Here is a 19,080-nt window from a genome sequence, read left to right as displayed (position 1 = left end):
CCAGGCATGCTTCAAGGCTGGGCAACGGCAGAAACCGTCGCGGACAGCCTTGTTCATCAGCTCATCAGTTCCAGACCAAATCATCCGGATTGGCGAGGGTATCGGCCCGCATCACTTCCATCAGATCCAGCATGTCCTGCGGCGTGGGCGAGTGCCACTGCATCACTTCCCCCGTGATGGGGTGAGCCAGTTGCAGCATGGTGGCATGCAGTGCCTGACGGTTGAAGTTACGCAGCGCCAGGGTCAGCTCGGGTGTCGCATTGCGCAGCGGGCGCAGACGACCACCGTAGGCAGGATCCCCAACCAGCGGATGCTTGATGTGAGACATGTGTACGCGGATCTGGTGGGTACGACCGGTTTCCAGTCGCAGACGCAGACGGGTGTGGCCACGGAACTTCTCATGTACCCGATAGTGGGTCACGGAAGGACGGCCATTGGGCACCACGGCCATATGGGTACGCTGGGTAGGGTGACGACCTATGGGGGCATCTACCGTGCCACCTGCGGTCATGTGACCGATGGCGATGGCTTCGTACTCACGGGTGATCTGGCGCGCCTGCAGCGCTTCCACCAGATGGGTCTGGGCCGGTACCGTCTTGGCCACCACCATCAGACCTGTGGTGTCTTTGTCCAGACGGTGCACGATACCGGCGCGAGGCACCTCGGCGATGTCGGGATAACGGTGCAGCAGGGCGTTGAGAATGGTGCCATCCGGCGTGCCTGCGCCAGGGTGAACCACCAGACCGGCCGGTTTGTCGATCACCAGAATGTGTTCATCTTCGTAGACGATGTTGAGTGCTATGTCCTGGGCATCCCAGCGGGTGTCATCTTCCAGCTCGACATCTACATGCACCTGTTGCCCGGCAAGTACCTTCTCGCGCGGCGTGTTCGCAACCTGACCATCCAGGGTCACTCTGTCCTGTAAAATCCACTCCTTGATGCGGGTTCGGGAGTAGTCTGGAAACAATTCGGCCAGGGCCTGGTCGAGTCGCTGCCCGAATTGGTGATCCTGAAATTCGCCTGTCAGTTCAATATGCTGGCTCATGTATGGTCTCTTGAGCGGGGGGTATCAATTCGAAATAATCCGGGTATTCTAGCTTTTCTTTTAGCCAAGCATAACGGATACTTTGCCAATTTCGTGGAAATGGACCGGATGTTGTTGATGGGAAAGAAGTCTCACCTGCTGATGTCACTCGCCTTGGTCGCTACCTTGATCACAGGCTGTTCCAGCACAAAACCCAAGGTACCCGACGAACCGCCGGAGACCCTGTACCAGAAAGCACGCCTCAAGCTGGATGCCGGTAACTATGTGAATGCTATCGAGTTACTGGAAGCTTTGGACTCGCGCTATCCTTTCGGCGCCTACTCCAACCAGGTTCAGCTTGACCTGATTTACGCCTATTACAAACAGGACGATACCGCTCAGGCGATCGCCAATATCGACCGTTTTATCCGCCTCAATCCGGCGCATAAAAATATCGATTATGTGTTCTATATGCGCGGTCTGACCAACATGGCCGGCGATTACAACTTCTTCCAGGACTTCCTGGGCATCAATCGGGACGATAAAGACCCCTCTTATGCCCGTCAGGCCTTCCAGGACTTCAAGACGCTGTTGCAGAATTATCCCAACAGCGTCTATGCCGCCGATGCCCGTGCCCGCATGATCGGCCTGAAGAACCGCCTTGCCCGCTACGATCTGAGCGTGGCCGAGTACTACGTGAAGCGTGATGCTCTGATCGCCGCCGCCAACCGTGCCAAGCTGATTGTCGAGACCTATCCCGACACGGCCGAAACCGAAAAGGCGCTGGAGATCATGGTCGAGTCCTACGACACGCTGAAGATGCCGACCCTGGCTCAGCATGCCCGCGAAGTGCTGGCCAAGAACTACCCGGATAACCGCCTCGGCCGCGGCTGAGTGAAACGGCTAGACAGGTAGCAACAAAAACCGATGCCCAGGCATCGGTTTTTTTATACCTGCAATGTGGTCCGGCTGTGACGGGGAGGATGGCGCAGTGCACTGCGCCATCCTCCTTACGTCCTGTTATTTGGCGACGTTGCCCGCCACATTGAGCACATCCCAGGTGCGGGAGAAAGGCGGCGCATAGGCAAAGTCCAGCATGCCGAGCTGCTCGGTAGTGACCTCCATTGTGATGGCGACCGCCAGCGCATCGATGCGGTGTACCGCCCCCTTGCGACCCAGGATCTGGCCCCCCAGCAGGCGCTTGCTGTCCGCCTCGTAGACCAGCTTGACGTGAATATCGGACTGGCCCGGGCAGTAGTTGGTGTGACACTTGTCCTTGATGACGACGGTGCGGTAATCGATGCCCATCGCCTGGGCTTCTTGCTCAGAGAGACCAGTGCGACCCGCCTCCAGCCCCAGCACCTTGAGCGCCGCAGAGCCTAGCGTGCCCGGGAACACCTGCTCGGCCCCGGCCAGGTTCTCGCCCACCATGCGCCCCAGCTTGTTGGCTATGGTGGCGAGCGGCACATAGACCTGCTGCTGCTTGACGCTGTGCCAGACACTGGCGCAGTCGCCAGCCGACCAGACGTTGGCCAGCGAGGTGCGGCCCTGCCTGTCCACCTCGATGGCACCATTGGCCAGCCGCTTGATGCCGGTGTCGGCCAGGAACTCGGTGTTGGGCTTGACCCCGGTGCAGACCACCACTATATCGGCCTCATACTCTCCCTTGTCGGTACGCACGCCGGTCACCCTGCCATCCCCCTGCAAGGCCTCGACTCGCTCACCCAGATGGACACAGACCCCTTGCTCGCGCAGCTCGGTTTCGATGTGCCGGGTGATTTCGCTGTCGAAGGCATCCGGGATGACCCGATCCGCCAGTTCGATGAGGCGCACTTCTTTACCCTGATGCACCAGCGCCTCAACCACTTCCAGTCCGATAAAGCCGGAGCCGATCACCAGGGCCCGGGTATTGCGCTTGTCTTGCACAGCCACCTTCAGCGCCAGACCGTCGGCCATGCGGCGCAGGCCGAACACCCCTTGCTGCTGCAGTCCGGGAATGGGGGGCATCACTTCACGGGCACCGGTGGCGACCATCATACGATCGTATGTGTCGGTGAAGACATCACCCTGGTGCTCCACTTGCACAGTACCGGCGCTGGCATCGAGCGACAGCACCCTATGGCCCATCTTGACCTCGATCCCCTTGGCGGCGAACTGCTCGGGGGTGAACTCGGCCATGTATCCCGGCTCCTGAAACTCGTCGCCGACAAAATAGGGCAGGCCGCAGGCACCGAAGGAGATCACCTCGGACGCCTCATACACCACGATTTCGGCATCCTTGGCCAGACGACGGGCCTTGGCCGCCGCACTCATACCGGCGGCTTCGCCACCTATGATCAGGATTCTCATACTTTCTCCTTTCAATGGCAGAGGGAGGGCATGCCCTCCCTCTGGTCTATCGATGGGCAGGGGCTGGCCCCTGCCCTGGCAAGCGGGTCAGATGGTAGACTCTTCGCCGTCCAGACACACTTCGTGCTCGCTGTTGAACACCTGCATGTCTGTCTCGCCCAGCAAGCGGCTGGTGACAGTGCCCGCCGTGATGGAACCGGAGACGTTCAGGGCGGTGCGGCCCATGTCGATCAGCGGCTCGATGGAGATGAGCAGGCCCGCCAGCGCCACCGGGAAGTCCAGGGCTGAGAGCACGATCAAAGCGGCGAACGTCGCACCACCACCTATCCCGGCCACCCCGAAGGAGCTGACAGTGATGATGGCGATCAGCGTCATGATGAAACCGGGATCCATGGGATTGACCCCCACAGTGGGAGCTATCATCACCGCCAGCATGGCCGGATAGATGCCTGCGCAGCCGTTCTGGCCGATGGTGGAGCCGAAAGAGGCGGCGAAGTTGGCGATCCCCTCTGGAATGCCGAGCGCCTTGGTCTGTGTCTGCACGTTCATCGGGATCGAGCCCGCACTGGTGCGAGAGGTAAAGGCAAACGCCAGTACCGGCATGATCTTCTTGAGAAAACGCAGCGGATTGATCCCCACCAGACCCACCAGCAGCAGGTGCACGGCGAACATGATGGCAATGGCGCCGTAAGAAGCCATGACGAAGTTGAGCAGGTTGAGGATGTCGGCATAGTTGGAGCCGGAGACCACCTTGGCCATCAGCGCCAGCACGCCATAGGGGGTGAGGCGCAGTACCAGAGTCACCATCCGCATGACTATGACGTGGGCCACCTCCATGAAGCGACCGAAGCTCTCGAAGATCTCGGGTTTCTTGCGGGCGATTCCGGTGGCGGACAGACCGATGAAAATGGAGAAGATCACCACGGCTATGGTGGAGGTCTTGCGCGAACCTGTCATGTCGAGGAAGGGGTTGGCAGGAATGAATTCCAGCACCATCTTGGCAAAGGACATGCTTTCGACGCTGCCGAGGGTGGTCTGCAATGCCGCGCCCCTGGCGGTCTCGGCGGCACCGGCGGTGAGTCCTTCAGCAGTCAGACCGAACAGGTTGGACATCAATATGCCTGCGCCGGCAGCAAGCATGGTGGTGAAGATCAGCACCCCTATGGTCATGGCGCTGATCTTGCCAAGGGCAGTGCCGCCATTGAGCTTGAGGATGGCCCCTATGATGGAAACCATGATGAGCGGCGTGATGATCATCTGCAGCAACTTCACATAGCCACTGCCGACGATATCCAGATAGTCGATGGTCTGGCCTATGACCCCTGCGCCAGCCCCATAGAGTAGTTGCAAGGCGGCACCAAACAGTATGCCCAGCCCCAAACCCGCAAACACCCGACGGGTGAAGCTCACATGTTTTTGCTGCAAGCGATAGAGAAACAGCAGCAAGATGGCCGCAATGGCCAGATTACCTATAACGCTAAGAGTCATGACGATATTCCCCAAAATAATCGGGCCGGGCCCGAGGTGTACGGACGAGTGCCCTGTACGCACACTCCTCCCTGAAACTCGCCGCATCGTGGCGGCACGTCCCCCGGTGCAACCGGGGTGACGCAAAATCGGGAAGTGCCGGGCAGGCACCTCCCTGACATCGACCGCATCGGACGCCCCGTGGCCGGAGTGGCGTCAGCAGACGGAAAAACAGAGGGTGGCCTGCGCCACCCCTTGCATCACTGGGCCTTGCCTTGTTGCTTGGCCCGCATGATGTTGATGATCTCGATATCCGTATCCAGCATCCCCAGTTTGGAGAGGCGACCCAGGTTGGCGATGGTTTCGTCCACGTCATCGGAGACGATGCCTTCGCTTTGGGGCACGTGCAGATTGTTGATGGCCATCAGCGACGATTTGACTGCCGCCGAGGTGGAGGTAGAGACCTTCATGGAGCAGGCACTGCCTGCGCCGTCACAAATGATACCGGAAACGTCACCGATCATGTTGTTGATGCAGTGACTAATTTGCTCGAACTGGCCGCCCAGCAGCCAGGTAATGGCGGCTCCCGAGCCCATGGCGGCGGTACTGGCGGCGCAGAGGGCCGACAGCTTGTTCTGATGGGTCTTGATGTAGATGGCCACCAGATGGCTCATCACCAGCGCCCGGGTCAGCTGCTCGTCACTCGCCTTGAGGAAGCGGGCGGCGGCGACCACCGGCATGGTGGCGGCTATGCCCTGATTGCCGGAGCCCGAATTGGACATGGCAGGCAGCATGGCACCGTCCATCCGCGCATCGGAGGCTGCGGAGGAGAGCCGCATTGCAAGCGTCATCAGATCGTCCGAGAGCAGCTTGCGCTCCACCTGCTCGGTCAGGATCTTGCCGATGCGCAGGCCGTAACCCTGCAGCCCTTCATCCGCCAGCGCCTGATTCATGGTGGCAGCGGCACCGATGAAGTCGATCTCAGCCAAGGGAACTTCCAATGCAAAGGCCACGATTTCGCGCAGTGTCATGGCGGGCTTGTCAGACTTGGCGGACTGGATCTGCACGCCCGGGGCACTGTTTTGCTCCATCAGCACTTCACCATCCAGCTCCATCAAGACGATGCGGGTGTGATCGGTGCAGATCACCACACGGGCACTGTGACCCTCCACCTCGGCCAGTACCTCGGCGTAGAGCACATCCGGCACATCCTTCACGTCCACCTTGATGATGGGCAGCAGCCCCTTTGCCTCTTCCACCTGGGCCAGGGTCAGGGTATTGAGCACCTCCAGCCCCGCATCCGGGTTGCCCCCCGTGAACCCGACGGCGGCGGCCACGGGCAGACCTATCATGCCGGTGCCCGGCACGCCGACCCCCATGCCGTTCTTGAACAGGTTGCCGCTGACCCAGACGCTGACACGGGTCGGCGTTTGTCCCAGCAACTTGCGGCAGTTGGCAGCAGCCAGCGCCACCGACATGGGCTCGGTGCAGCCCAGGGCCGGCACCACTTCACGCTTGAGCAGGGTAATAAAGTCGGTCCATTGTGCTTTCATTGCTGTGTTTCTCATGTTCTGGCGCCCACGATCGGGCTGTTATTGTTCGTTCAGATCCGCTTTGCGGTTGCGGATATGCAGATAGACGGTATGACGGGAGATGCCGAGCATCTCGGCCACCAGCTGGGCGGCATCCTTGATCTCGAAGATGCCCATGTCGTAGAGCCGGTGCACGATCGCCTTGTTGCGCACGCTGCTGCCGAGGCTCGCATCCTGATCCACCTTGTGGATCACCTGGGCGACCAGATCGTCAACCGAGCTGGCAAAGGTCTCGTTGTTGAGGGGCGCTGGTGCAGCGGGCAGCGAGAAGGTATCGAGCAGGGCCCCGAGCGGCGTCTCCAGGCTGAAGTTCACGCACAGCATGCCGATGGGTTTGCCCTCCCGGTTGCTGATGGTGATGGAGGAAGACTTGAGCAGCCCCCCCTCCCGGGTGCGGGAAAAGTAGCTGCTCCACTGGCTGCCTGCGGCGCTCTGTAATTTGTTGAGGGCAAAGTCGGTGACAGGTGCCCCCTCTTCCCGGCCTGTGATATGGCCGTTGGCGATCTTGATGACGGAAGCGTGCAGACTGTCAAAAGCGTGCAGCACCACTTCACAACCCGGGCCGAACAGGGCGGAGAGCGCCTCCACGGCAGGTTCGAAGCTGGCGATCAGGTGGCGCTCTTCATCGGTCAACGCACTGGTTTGGCGTAATGGGGTGGCCTGCATCATAGGAGTCATCCAGTCAACTTGGGGTAACGCTAAAGCAATCAGACTCAAATAAAGTTGAGCCACATCGCTTTTTGCGCAGGCATTATGCCCAAGTGGCGGCAAAGTGCCACAGATTGTGAACGAGAGCACAACAAAAGGACCCGCCTGGTGACACGACTCAACAAACGGGACTTGGCCGTGCCTCAGAGCCCGTAGCGGGTCAGCAGGGCCTGATACTCGGGGGTCTGCTTGAAGGCTTTGAGGGCGAGGGAAAACTGATAGGCCAGACGCTCGTGGCCGGGTTTGTGGGTGAAGGCGAGAAAGTTGCGGTTGTTGTCGGTCACCGTCTTGATGCTATGGCCCACCAGATCCTGCAACCCCTGCCCCTTGAGCAGATGCAACCCCACCCTCTGGTTCATCACAACGGCATCGAGCCGCCCCGCCATCATCATGTGCAATTGCTTGATCATGTTGCTCTCTCCCGTCATGGGAAAGCGGGTGAACTCGGTCGCGGTGAGGAAGGCTTCGCCATAGGCATAATCCGCCTGGGTGCCGATATGCAGCCCCTTGAGGCTGGCTAGGCTCTGGAAGTCGACGGGTTTGTTCAGGGGGAAAAATATCACTTCGCCACTCTGGGAGAGCGGCTCATCCGGATAGTGCAGCCACTCCAGCCGCCGCTCTTCGAAGAAGGCATCGACGATGGCATCCCCGTTCTGGAATCTGGCCTCCTGCAGCACCCGTTTCCAGGGCAGAACCTTGACTGTGGTGCGATAGCCCATTTTTGTGAGTACTTTGCGGGCCAGCTCCAGATCGGCGCCTCCCAGGCTGCCGTCGTCCAGCCGCATCACATAGGGCGGCCACAACTCGGTCAACAGAGTCAGGCTCGGCTGTTCGTTTGCCTGTACCGTCCATCCCCACCAGAGGCAGAGCAGGATCCATCCTTTACGCCACATCATGCCGTGATCTCCATCCATGCATTGGCTGAGGATATACCAAAAAGTGAGTAATAAAAAAGGAGGCCGAAGCCTCCTTTTGTCTCTCCTGACCGACGCTTACAGCGCTTTCAGGATAGCCTCGACGCTGGCCTTGGCATCGCCAAACAGCATCTGGGTGTTCTCTTTGAAGAACAGCGGGTTCTGGACACCGGCATAGCCAGTGTTCATGGAGCGCTTGAAGCCGATGACGTTCTGCGCCTTCCACACTTCCAGTACCGGCATGCCGGCGATCGGGCTGCCCGGATCTTCCATCGCAGCCGGGTTGACTGTGTCGTTGGCACCGATCACCAATACCACATCGGTATCGTTGAAGTCGTCGTTGATCTCGTCCATTTCCAGCACGATATCGTACGGGACCTTGGCTTCCGCCAGCAGCACGTTCATGTGGCCTGGCAGACGACCGGCCACCGGGTGGATACCGAAACGCACCTTGATGCCGCGATCACGCAGCTTCTGGGTGATTTCAGCCACCGGATACTGGGCCTGCGCCACCGCCATGCCGTAGCCCGGGGTAATGATGACGGAGCTGGCGTTCTTCAGCAGATCAGCCACTTCCTCGGCGCTGGTTTCGCGGTATTCGCCCATCTCCTGGTCGGCCGTGGAGGCCACGCCGTCGGAGCCAAAGCCACCGGCAATGACGGAGATGAAGGAGCGGTTCATCGCCTTGCACATGATGTAAGACAGGATGGCACCGGAGGAACCTACCAGCGCACCCACCACGATCAACAGGTCATTGGAGAGCATGAAGCCCGCCGCTGCTGCCGCCCAACCCGAGTAGGAGTTGAGCATGGAGACCACGACCGGCATGTCGGCGCCACCGATGGAGGCAACCAGATGCCAGCCGAAGGCGAAGGCGATCAGGGTCATCACCAACAGGGCGAAGGTAGAACCACCGGCATTGACGAAGTAGACCATCAGCGCCAGAGAGGCCAGCACGGCCAGCAGGTTCAGCTTGTGGCGATGGGGCAGCATCAGCGGCTTGGAAGAGATCAGGCCACGCAGTTTGCCAAACGCCACCACGGAACCGGTGAAGGTCACGGCACCGATGAAGACGCCCAGGAACACTTCCACCAGATGGATGTTCAGCATGGCGCCGGAGAGGTGCTCGACCTGGGCGACACTGGCCGCCTGCTCGAACGCCGCCCGGGCAGCAGCCAGAGTCGCATCCAGGTTGGAACCGACGGACACCACCACCTCGGCCGGCGCAGACGGGTGCAAGTCGATGAAGCTGTTGAAGCCCACCAGCACGGCCGCCATACCCACGAAGCTGTGCAGCACGGCTACCAGCTCGGGCATCTCTGTCATCTCGACCTTGAGAGCCAGACGCACGCCGATGGCACCGCCGATCACCATGGCCAGGATGATCCAGTGCACGCCACTGGTTTCCGGGTTGAATACGGTAGCGAGCAGGGCGATGGCCATACCCGCGATACCGAACAAGTTGCCATGCTTGGCCGTTTCTTGCTTCGACAGTCCCGCGAGACTGAGGATGAAGAGCACGGCGGCAACGATATAGGATGCTGTTACCAGTCCTTGAGACACGTTAAACCCCCTTAATCCTTACGGAACATCTTCAGCATGCGCTGGGTGACTGTGAAGCCACCAAAGATGTTGATACTGGCAATCAGCACGGCGACAAACGAGAGCGCGGTGACGAGCGTAGAACCCTGACCAATTTGCAGCAGGGCACCGACCACGATAATGCCGGAGATGGCATTGGTGACCGACATCAGCGGCGTATGCAGGGAGTGGGAGACGTTCCACACCACGTAGTAACCGACCACGCAGGCCAGGATGAATACGGTGAAGTGAGACAGGAAGGCAGCAGGTGCCACGGCTGCCACCCAACCGAAGGCGGCGATGCCAAGGGCACCGAACACGAACTTCTTGTTGGAGGGCTGCTTCGCTTCGGCCTTCTTGATCGGGGCAGCTGCGGGCTTCTGCGGCGCGGCAGAGACGGAGATGGCGGGCGGCGGGAAGGTCACTTCACCGGCCTGGATCACCGTCATGTTGCGCTGGACCACGTCTTCGAAGTCGATGGCAACCTGGCCGTCCTTCTCCTTGCACATCAGCTTCATCAGGTTGACCAGGTTGGTACCGTAAAGCTGGGAGGATTGGGCAGGCAGACGACCCGGCAGGTCGGTGTAACCGATCACCTTGACGCCGTTGGGGGTCACGAACAACTCGGTCGGCTTGGTGTATTCACAGTTGCCACCCGTCGCCGCAGCCAGATCCACGATCACGGAACCCGGCTTCATGCTGTCGACCATCTCCTTGGTGATAAGCTTCGGAGCCGGACGACCCGGGATCAGGGCGGTAGTGATGATGATGTCCACTTCCTTGGCCTGCTGGGCAAACAGCGCCATCTCGGCTGCGATGAACTCATCGGACATGACCTTGGCATAACCATCGCTGGAGGCACCATCTTCGCTGCCGAAGTCCAGCTTGAGGAATTCACCCCCCATGGATTCGATCTGCTCGGCCACTTCCAGACGGGTATCGAACGCACGGACGATGGCGCCGAGGGAACCAGCAGTACCGATGGCAGCCAGACCGGCCACACCGGCACCGATCACCAATACCTTGGCGGGCGGGACTTTACCGGCGGCAGTGATCTGGCCGGTGAAGAAGCGACCAAACTGGTGCGCAGCTTCGACCACGGCGCGATAACCGCCTATGTTGGCCATGGAGGAGAGGGCATCGAGGGACTGGGCACGGGAGATCCGCGGCACCATGTCCATCGCCATCACATTGATGTTGCGCTCGGACAGCTTCTTGACCAGCTCAGGGTTCTGGGCAGGCCAAATGAAGCTCACCAGGGTGGCACCATCTTTAATTTGTGCGATCTCGGCATCGGTCGGCGCGTTGACCTTGAAGATAAGGTCGGCTTGCCAGACGCTCGGTACCACGCTGGCACCGGCAGCCTCGAAGGCGGCATCATCGAAGCTGGCCAGCTGGCCGGCACCGGCCTCGATGGCGACCTCGAAGCCGAGCTTTTTCAGCTGCTCAACGGTGGCCGGGGTCGCTGCGACCCGGGTCTCACCGGCGAGACTCTCTCTCGGTATTCCAATCTGCATGACTATTCCCTGATGGTTAATAAACAATCGCTGCCCAGTGTCGCATTTCTGGCGAAACAAGACATGACCAAAGTGCAGGTCACGGGCCCTTTGTTATGAAAATCAGTAGGCTTTACCTCAACCTCCTGTCATGGTCAGGCCCCCGCTTCTCAGGCGCGAAGGTGATTAGTATCAAATTTTGGAGTTTTATTACAACCGCAGTCCCGATGGCGCGCGTACAGAATTCAGCCCATCCCGGACCTGGATTTAAAAAAACAAACCAAATTAGCGACTTATACCAGTAAAAAGCACTGGAAAAAGTGATCCAACCAGTCAAAAAAAATGTTTTACCGGCCCTCTATCTTAGCGCTTTTTGTTCTTACGAAATCTGCTCCGATCACAGATATCGGGGCGAAAACAGGAAAAGTAACTGTTTTGTAACAGACAAGGGGCCGGCCACCCGCCAAATGGCAGGCCCCGACCCCTCTGAATTAATCGTTTCGATCCCGACGTTCTGCCCCTGTGCTGTTACCAGGCGGCTTCATAAATATGCTGGCTCTGCACCAGATCGATATCGCCATGCTCGCCAATGGCAGTCATGCCGTGCTCAGCCAGCTTGCCGATCAGGGTGTCGATGCCCAACTCGCTCAGACCATAGTCCCGCAGGCGAGTCTTGACGCCCATCCGCTCGAAGAAGTCACGGGTGGCGGCAATGGCCCCGTCGATACGGTCGCTCTCGCTGCCGCTGCGCAGATCCCACACCCGCTCTGCGTATTGCAGCAACTTGGCATGCTTCTGCTGGCGCTTGGCCTGCAACAGGGCGGGCAGCACCACAGCCAGGGTCTGGGCGTGGTCCAGGCCATGCAGGGCGGTCAGCTCGTGACCCAGCATGTGGGTAGCCCAGTCCTGGGGCACACCGGCACCGATCAGACCGTTGAGGGCCATGGTGGCACTCCACATTATGTTGGCGCGCACCTCGTAGTTTTCCGGCTCCACCAGCGCCTTGGGGCCCTCTTCGACAAGGGTCAACAACAGACCTTCCGCGAAGCGATCCTGCACCTTGGCATTGACCGGATAGGTGAGGTACTGCTCCAGGATATGAATAAAGGCATCCAGCACACCGTTCGCCACCTGCCGAGCCGGCAGCGTGTATGTGAGCACGGGATCCAGCACGGCGAAGCGCGGCATCACGAAGGGTGAGAAGAAGTGCACCTTGTCACCCGTGCTGCGGCGGGTCACCACGGCACCCATGTTCATCTCGGAACCGGTAGCCGGCAGGGTCAGCACTGCGCCGAGCGGAATGGCGGAGCGCACCTCGTTACCAACGGTCTCGAGTATGTGCCAGGGATCCCGGGCCTCATCGTAATGGGCAGCGGCGGCGATGAACTTGGTACCATCGAGCACTGAGCCGCCGCCCACGGCGAGCAGGAAGTCGATGCGCTCGGCGCGGGCCAGCGCCACCGCCCCCATCAGGGTCTCGTAAGTGGGGTTGGGCTCGATGCCACCGAATTCAAACAGTGTCATGCCCGCCAGCTCGTCGCGGATCTGGGCCAGCAGGCCGGTACGCACCACACTGCCACCGCCATAGGTGATCAGGATGCGGGCATCGCTCGGGAGCTGCTCACGAAGCTGGGCAACCTGGCCCTTGCCGAACAGGATCTTGGTCGGGGTATGGAGAGTAAAGTTGTTCATCGACATTGCCTTTCTATGTTTCGGGCGGCCAGGCCGCAAAATGTGATTGCATTTTTCTCCAGACCACATCTACCATCAAGACAACATCCTGTTTGATTCTTGCCTATTTCTACAAATCCGCCAGAATCACCACAAAAGAGACTCCATGCAGAACCGTTACACCGACCTCGCCGCCAAACTGACTCGTCACGTCACGGCTCCCGGCATCACAGCTTCTCCAGTTGAGCAGGTAAACCTTATCTACACCACCGAGTACCACGGTCGCACCCCCGTGCTCTACCAGCCACGGATGATAGTGATATTGCAGGGACACAAGGTGGGCTATCTGGCGGATCAGGTGTTTCGTTACGATCCCAGCCACTATCTGCTGATGACGCTACCGCTGCCCTGTGAGTGCGAGTGTTTTGCCTCCCCCGAGCAACCGCTTGTCGGTTTCTCCCTCGAGATCAACGTCGCCACCCTGCAGGAGCTGCTGCTGGAACTGGGGGATGCCCTGCCCGCCCCGGCTGTGCAAAAGAGCGGTGTCCACTCAGTCCCCCTGTCCGAAGAAATGTTCTGTGCCGCCGAGCGACTGATCGACCTGATGGACAAGCCCCACCACGCCCGGGTACTGGGGCCGCAGACGGTGCGGGAGATGCTCTTCTACGCCCTGCATGAGGGGGGTGGCCCGGCGCTGCAGGCGCTGGCCAACCGTCACAACCATGTGGGCCAGATAGCCAGGGTGCTGCGTATGATAGAGTCGCGCTTCGCCGACAACCTCACCATGGAGGAGCTGGCGCGGGAGGTGAACATGAGCGTCTCCGCCTTTCACCACCACTTCAAGGCGGTCACTTCCACCTCGCCGTTGCAGTACATCAAATCATTTCGCCTCCACAAGGCGCGGCTCATGATGTTGCACGACGGCATCAAGGCCGGTGCCGCGGCGGCAAAGGTCGGCTACGAGAGCAACTCCCAGTTCAGCCGGGAGTACAAACGCTATTTCGGCAGCACGCCAACCGATCAGGCCTCCCGCTTTCGGGACGGCCAACTTCGTATCATTGAGGGATAAAAAGAGGGATAACTTATGCGTTCACTGTTCTGTCTGTTGTGTGGCCTGCTGCTGACGGCCTGTACCGGAATGGCCGATGGCATCCGTCCCGTCACCGGCTTCCAGCTCGACCGCTATCTTGGCACCTGGTATGAGATAGCGCGTCTGGATCACAGCTTCGAGCGGGGGCTGGAAGAGGTCAGCGCCAGCTACAGCCTGCGGGACGATGGCGGTGTCAGGGTGATCAATCGGGGCAAGCAGAGCGATGGCAGCTGGCGCGAGGCCGAGGGCAAGGCCTATTTCGTTGACAAGCCGGACGAGGCGCGGCTCAAGGTGAGCTTCTTCGGCCCCTTCTACGGCGGCTACAACGTCATCGATCTTGACCCCGATTACCAGCTCTCCCTGGTGACCAGCTACAACCACAACTATCTCTGGATCCTCTCCCGCTCCCCCAACCCGCCGAAAGCCAAGGTCGATGCCCTGGTCGCCAAGGCGAGAGGGCTGGGTTTTGCCACCGACAAGCTCATCTGGGTCAAGCAGCCCGGATAACCTGCGGACATGCAAAAGGGCAGCCCGCGGGCTGCCCTTTTTATTGCTGGCCGGTTATTGCTGGCCGGTTTAGAGCCGGAAGCGGCCTATCTCCTGCTCCAGCCGCTCGGTCAGCGACTTGAGCTCGGCGGCCTGAGCGGCCTCTTCGCCCGCCTGCTCGGCCAGCTCCTGAGAAACGTGGCGTATGTTCTCGGTATTGCGGCTGATCTCGCTGGTGACCGAGGTCTGCTCTTCGGCCGCCGCCGCTATCTGGGTCGCCATGTCGCTGATGGAACCTATGGCCTGGTTGATCAGTGACAGACTCTGGTTGGCGGCTTCCGCATCCTCCACACTGGTGCCCGCCAGCTGGCGACTGGTCTCCATGCCACCGACCGCACGGCGAGTGGTCTGCTGCAGGGTTTCGATCATCTGCTGGATCTCGTCGGTGGAGTCGTGGGTACGCTTGGACAGTACCCGCACCTCGTCCGCCACCACGGCAAAGCCACGGCCTTGTTCGCCGGCCCGTGCCGCCTCGATGGCGGCGTTGAGCGCCAGCAGGTTGGTCTGCTCGGCGATGCCGCTGATGGTCGCCAGAATGCCACTGATCTTCTGGGCATGGGCATCCAGCTCCACAATGATCTGGCTGGCATCGGCCACTTCATCCGCCAGCCCTGTGATGCTGCGCTGGCTCTGGCCAACCTGGGACTGGCCCGCAACGGCGAGCTTGACCGCATCCCCCGAGGTGGTGGCCGCAAACTCGGCGTTGCCGGCGATCTCCTGAGTCGCAGAAGCCATCTCGGTCACCGCAGTCGCCACCATGACGATCTCGTCCTGTTGCTGGCGCACCCGCTGGCTGCGAGCCAGGGCGCCGGCCGCCTGAGTACGGGACTGGGCTGCCAGCTCGACGGTCACATCCCGCAAGCGGCTGACGATGCCGTGCAGGCGAGCCACAAACTGGTTGAAGCTCTCGGCCAGCTGGCCCACTTCATCCTTGCTGCGGGTGTTGATGTGGACTGTAAGGTCCCCCTCGCCGTGGGCGATATCGTGCAACGCCCCTGCCACCCGGCCCAGATCCTGGAACAGGTACTTGAAGGTGCTGGTCAGCACCAGGCCGAACACCAGGATCAGACCCGCACTGATGAGTGACAACTGCAACAGCAGGCTCTGCAACGGCGCCATCAGCACATCCTCATGCATCACCATGGCCAGCAGCCAGTCGGTGTTGGGGATCGGCAACACCAGCATCTTGGTGTCACGTCCGCCAATCTGCACCGCCTGCAGGCCGCCCTGCTGACTCATGCCCACCAAGCGGTTGGCATCGAGCTCAGGCGCCAAGTCCTGGCTCTTCTTGAGCGCCAGATCCTTGCTCGGGTGAGCGACGATGAGGCCGCTCTTGTCCAGCAGCATGGCGTAGCCATCCCCCTGCACCCGCATCGCCAGCACATCCTTGATGAGCTGTTCCAGCGCCAGGTTGGCACCGACCACACCGGCCAGCCGGCCCTGCTGCATCACGGGTTCGGCCAGGGTCACCACCAGCTGCTGCATGGTCACGCTGACATAAGGTTCCGTGATGATGAGCTTGCCCGCCTTGACCGCATCCTGATACCAGGGTCGCGCACGCGGGTCATAGTCACCCTTGTTGAGGGAGGGATCGTTGCGGGTCATCACCCCCTCCTCCGAGCCGTAGTAGGCCAGCCCGAAGCCGCCGGAGCGCAAGGTCTGCTGCAGATGAGGCACCAGCTCGGACGTCGGGTGGTTGGCGATGACATTGACCTGGGCGGTCAGGCTCTCACGCCTGTCCTGCATCCATTTCCCGATCCCCTCGGCGTAGGCGCTGGCATAGTTGCGCGCCTCGCTGTCGATGGCGCTCAGGGTCTGGTTTTTCAGGGTATAGAAGGCGGTCATGCCCAGCAGGCAAACCGTGATCAGGACCACGCCAAGACTGGTGGCCAACAACTTGCCGCGAAGGGAGAGATTCATGGGATATCCTTATGGCTGTCTCAATGGCGTCAAACAAAGCTGCACACCTTGTGTGGACTATATCGACTGAAAATCCTGTTCCATGAATATCAATCCCTTGATTTTAAATGCATCAGTAGCTATCCCTCTGGCAACGCTTCTTTCCATCCGGCACTCATCCTTTCCCTCTTGATCCACTGCCGGTGCAACCCCAACCAATGCAAAAAGGCCGCCTTGAGAGGCGGCCCGTCTTGTATCCCGTCACACGCGCCTACCTAGCGTACCCGAGCGATGGCGGTGTTGAGCCTCATGTTGCCGGCACCGGCAAGCTCAATCTGTGGTAGGTTGGTAGACCCATTGCGCTTAAGGAGACCCTTATTCCATGCCCCGAAACATAGAGATCAAGGCCAAGATCGCACGGATCGACACACTCCTCCCCAAGGCAGCCGCCATCGCCAATCAGGGTCCCATCGAGATAGCACAGGATGATACTTTCTTTCGCTGCGAGTCAGGCCGCCTCAAACTGCGCACCCTATCGCCCTCTGCCGGCCAGCTCATCTTCTACCGCCGTGCAAATCGGCAAGGTCCCAAGGAGAGCTTCTATCACGTCACTCCAACGAACGAACCGGACAGCCTCCGCGAAACCCTCAGCCTGGCCTGTGGCCAGATCGGTAGGGTGCGCAAGACGCGCACCCTCTTTCTAGCCGGCAGAACACGGATCCATCTCGATCTGGTCGAGGGGCTCGGTCACTTTCTCGAGCTAGAAGTAGTGTTGGAGGATGACGAACTGCTCGAGGCAGGGATACAGGAGGCTCATGACATTATGGCGCACCTTGGTGTGGAGCCCTCCCAGTTGATCGAGGGTGCCTACATGGACTTGCTGGCAAAGACGCTGGCCTGACCTTGCGATAACAAACAGGCCGCCCGCAGGCGGCCTGTTTCCATTAAATGACCCTTACTTCACTCGGGCGATGGCGGTGTTGAGCCTCATGTTGCCTGCATCCAGGCTCGGGGTTTGACCGTAAAACTCGAACTCCAGCTTGACCCCGGGGCGGAACACCAGACAGTGGGTCGAGCCGCCGAAGTGGAACATGCCGAGCGGATCCCCCTTCTTCACCCTGTCCCCCGCCCTCACGGTAACATCGCAGCTCGACACCTCCGCCATGCCCACAGGCACCACGCACATCAGCCCGATTTTGGGGTTGTCTGCTTCGATGAAGATCAACGCCCGGGTTGCCACCGAGGTAAGGCAAGGCTGCGAGTTGTTGGGCGCGCTGGGGTCCGCCCCCTGCGGGTCGACAAAGCCCTCGAACTGGTTCTCCAGATAGTAGGTGCCGTTGACCACGCGCACCTTGCGGATGGTGCCGCTCACCGGGCTGTGCCAGCGGTGATAACTGAGCGCACTGAGGAAGGCCTGATAGACTGTGCCGCCATCGAAGCGGGGCGCCAGATCGTCGAAATCGAGCATGTTGTCCAGCGAATAGGGCTGTCCCTTGAGCCAGAACTGATCGCTGCGGCTCACCCCTTTCTTCACCTGCAGCGGCGCCGATTCGCAGGCGTTGACGATGACGTTGTCATCCTCAGGTGCCGAAACGGGTCGCACATCGGGACGGAAGGTACGGGTGAAAAAGTCATCCCAGCAACTGAAACCGTGATACTCGGCCGACGGGTCACATTGGAAAATCTGCTCAAAGCTGCCAGGCGTCGGATTTGTCCCTTCCCCCAGGGCCCCGCAGGCCACCTTGACCATCTCGCTCTTGGCCGCCTTGCCGAGCCAGGGCACCACCAGAGTCTCTTTATCCAGCCTGCTGACCGGCTCATTCAGCACATAGCGCGAGGCCGGGCTTTGTAGAAACTGCGCCCAGTAATCGAGGATTTTCTTGAACTGCTGATTGATCAGGGCGTTGGCAAAGAAGTGATAACCGGATTGGGTCGCCATGGGCCAGTCGAGCAGGGCATTGATGGGAAAACCGATAAGGCCGGAGGGTTCGTGCGTCGGAATATCCTGATATGCCTCGGGTGCCGTGGTCATGATGCCGTTGAGCAGCCCCAGAAACTCCTCGAAGGATCGCACCTCGACCTGGCCGAGCGGGGTCAGATGCTTGTGACGCCAGGCCTCCTTGAACATGGCTTCTGCCTGGGCGTGCAACCAGGGATCGGCATTGACCAGATCCCGCAGCTCGGCGATGGGGGGCACCAGCTCACCCGGCTGGTTGGCGACATAGTGCTTCATCCGCCGGATCCAGCGCGCTATATGGGCACTGTCCCGGGGTACCCAGCCGCCGGGGCGAGACTTGTTCAGTCGGGTTTCAACTGCCTCGTTCATGAGTCTATCTCCGCAAGTGATGTTCACGCCCACAATCCACGGCTTGAGCATTGGCTATCTGAGTGCCATCAAGGCGCAATGGCACCGCCCGTCTTGTGTAGCACAGGGGGCCATGAAGCACGATTGCCAGAAACGACAGGGCGGATTGGTGCAATAGCGACTAGCGGTCAAGGCAGGCGTTGAATGTGAAGCGAGACAACTGCCGCGAAACGGCCGCAACACAGGGAAGAGAGAGGGAACCAGGGGAACAGAACCGGGAACGCAGAAATGCGAAAAGCCAGCTCAATGAGCTGGCTTTTCTGAAAATGGCAGGGGCGGCAGGACTCGAACCCGCAACCATCGGTTTTGGAGACCGCTGTTCTACCAATTGGAACTACGCCCCTGCAACAAACGAGGCGAATTATACAAAGCCGGGTT

General features: G+C 60.1%; 15 protein-coding genes and 1 tRNA gene. 4 read left to right on the top strand and 12 right to left on the bottom strand.

From position 1 onward, the window contains the following. Positions 1–64 precede the first annotated feature (64 nt). A complete protein-coding gene (gene rluD / locus OKC28_RS09110) occupies positions 65–1,045 on the bottom strand; it encodes a 23S rRNA pseudouridine(1911/1915/1917) synthase RluD (RefSeq protein WP_005318472.1) in 981 nt (326 codons plus the stop codon). Positions 1,046–1,162: 117 nt separating this feature from the next. On the opposite strand from rluD, the gene OKC28_RS09105 reads away from it, so the two are divergent. After that, positions 1,163–1,918, top strand: a complete 756-nt coding sequence (locus OKC28_RS09105; protein ID WP_042467795.1) for an outer membrane protein assembly factor BamD — start codon at positions 1,163–1,165, stop codon at positions 1,916–1,918. Between the two features lie 126 nt (positions 1,919–2,044). Here the strand turns inward: OKC28_RS09105 and OKC28_RS09100 are convergent, their stop codons facing one another. The 8 genes from OKC28_RS09100 to yqhD all read right to left on the bottom strand — a co-directional run bounded on the left by OKC28_RS09100 (position 2,045) and on the right by yqhD (position 12,823). After that, positions 2,045–3,373 carry a CoA-disulfide reductase gene (locus tag OKC28_RS09100; RefSeq protein WP_270688830.1) on the bottom strand — a complete coding sequence of 443 codons (1,329 nt, stop codon included), beginning with the start codon at positions 3,371–3,373 and terminating at the stop codon, positions 2,045–2,047. A gap of 87 nt (positions 3,374–3,460) precedes the next feature. Continuing rightward, positions 3,461–4,861, bottom strand: a complete 1,401-nt coding sequence (locus OKC28_RS09095; RefSeq protein ID WP_042467774.1) for an L-cystine transporter — start codon at positions 4,859–4,861, stop codon at positions 3,461–3,463. 239 nt (positions 4,862–5,100) lie between these two features. After that, a complete protein-coding gene (locus tag OKC28_RS09090; protein WP_270688828.1) occupies positions 5,101–6,408 on the bottom strand; it encodes an L-cysteine desulfidase family protein in 1,308 nt (435 codons plus the stop codon). Between the two features lie 24 nt (positions 6,409–6,432). Continuing rightward, positions 6,433–7,101, bottom strand: a complete 669-nt coding sequence (locus tag OKC28_RS09085) for a helix-turn-helix transcriptional regulator (RefSeq protein ID WP_021139839.1) — start codon at positions 7,099–7,101, stop codon at positions 6,433–6,435. Positions 7,102–7,283: 182 nt separating this feature from the next. Then, positions 7,284–8,036 carry a substrate-binding periplasmic protein gene (locus OKC28_RS09080; RefSeq protein ID WP_087756971.1) on the bottom strand — a complete coding sequence of 251 codons (753 nt, stop codon included), beginning with the start codon at positions 8,034–8,036 and terminating at the stop codon, positions 7,284–7,286. Between the two features lie 96 nt (positions 8,037–8,132). Then, positions 8,133–9,617 carry a Re/Si-specific NAD(P)(+) transhydrogenase subunit beta gene (pntB, locus tag OKC28_RS09075; protein WP_059111821.1) on the bottom strand — a complete coding sequence of 495 codons (1,485 nt, stop codon included), beginning with the start codon at positions 9,615–9,617 and terminating at the stop codon, positions 8,133–8,135. Between the two features lie 11 nt (positions 9,618–9,628). Further along, a complete protein-coding gene (locus OKC28_RS09070; protein WP_021139838.1) occupies positions 9,629–11,152 on the bottom strand; it encodes a Re/Si-specific NAD(P)(+) transhydrogenase subunit alpha in 1,524 nt (507 codons plus the stop codon). A 507-nt stretch (positions 11,153–11,659) separates the two neighbouring features. Continuing rightward, the gene (yqhD, locus tag OKC28_RS09065; protein ID WP_270688823.1) at positions 11,660–12,823 is read right to left on the bottom strand and encodes an alcohol dehydrogenase; all 1,164 of its coding nucleotides are present in this window, start codon (positions 12,821–12,823) and stop codon (positions 11,660–11,662) included. 145 nt (positions 12,824–12,968) lie between these two features. Here yqhD and OKC28_RS09060 point away from each other — a divergent pair, with 145 nt between their 5' ends. Continuing rightward, complete coding sequence (locus tag OKC28_RS09060; RefSeq protein WP_021140787.1) at positions 12,969–13,871, top strand: AraC family transcriptional regulator; 903 nt, start codon at positions 12,969–12,971, stop codon at positions 13,869–13,871. Between the two features lie 15 nt (positions 13,872–13,886). Continuing rightward, positions 13,887–14,399, top strand: a complete 513-nt coding sequence (locus tag OKC28_RS09055) for a lipocalin family protein (RefSeq protein ID WP_270688821.1) — start codon at positions 13,887–13,889, stop codon at positions 14,397–14,399. A gap of 69 nt (positions 14,400–14,468) precedes the next feature. Here OKC28_RS09055 and OKC28_RS09050 read toward each other — a convergent pair whose 3' ends face one another. Beyond that, positions 14,469–16,358 carry a methyl-accepting chemotaxis protein gene (locus OKC28_RS09050; RefSeq protein WP_270688819.1) on the bottom strand — a complete coding sequence of 630 codons (1,890 nt, stop codon included), beginning with the start codon at positions 16,356–16,358 and terminating at the stop codon, positions 14,469–14,471. 361 nt (positions 16,359–16,719) lie between these two features. Between OKC28_RS09050 and OKC28_RS09045 the strand changes: the two genes are divergently transcribed. After that, a complete protein-coding gene (locus OKC28_RS09045) occupies positions 16,720–17,238 on the top strand; it encodes a class IV adenylate cyclase (RefSeq protein WP_270688817.1) in 519 nt (172 codons plus the stop codon). Between the two features lie 54 nt (positions 17,239–17,292). On the opposite strand, the gene OKC28_RS09040 is transcribed toward OKC28_RS09045, so the two are convergent. Both OKC28_RS09040 and OKC28_RS09035 read right to left on the bottom strand, forming a co-directional pair. Continuing rightward, positions 17,293–18,663, bottom strand: coding sequence for a phosphatidylserine decarboxylase family protein (locus tag OKC28_RS09040; protein ID WP_270688815.1), 1,371 nt, complete (start codon positions 18,661–18,663; stop codon positions 17,293–17,295). A gap of 306 nt (positions 18,664–18,969) precedes the next feature. Further along, positions 18,970–19,046 (bottom strand) — tRNA-Trp (locus OKC28_RS09035). Positions 19,047–19,080: the final 34 nt, after the last annotated feature.

The organism is Aeromonas sp. D3 (genome assembly GCF_027705025.1).
Lineage (GTDB): Bacteria > Pseudomonadota > Gammaproteobacteria > Enterobacterales > Aeromonadaceae > Aeromonas > Aeromonas salmonicida.
This window is presented reverse-complemented; position numbering and strand designations above follow the sequence as displayed.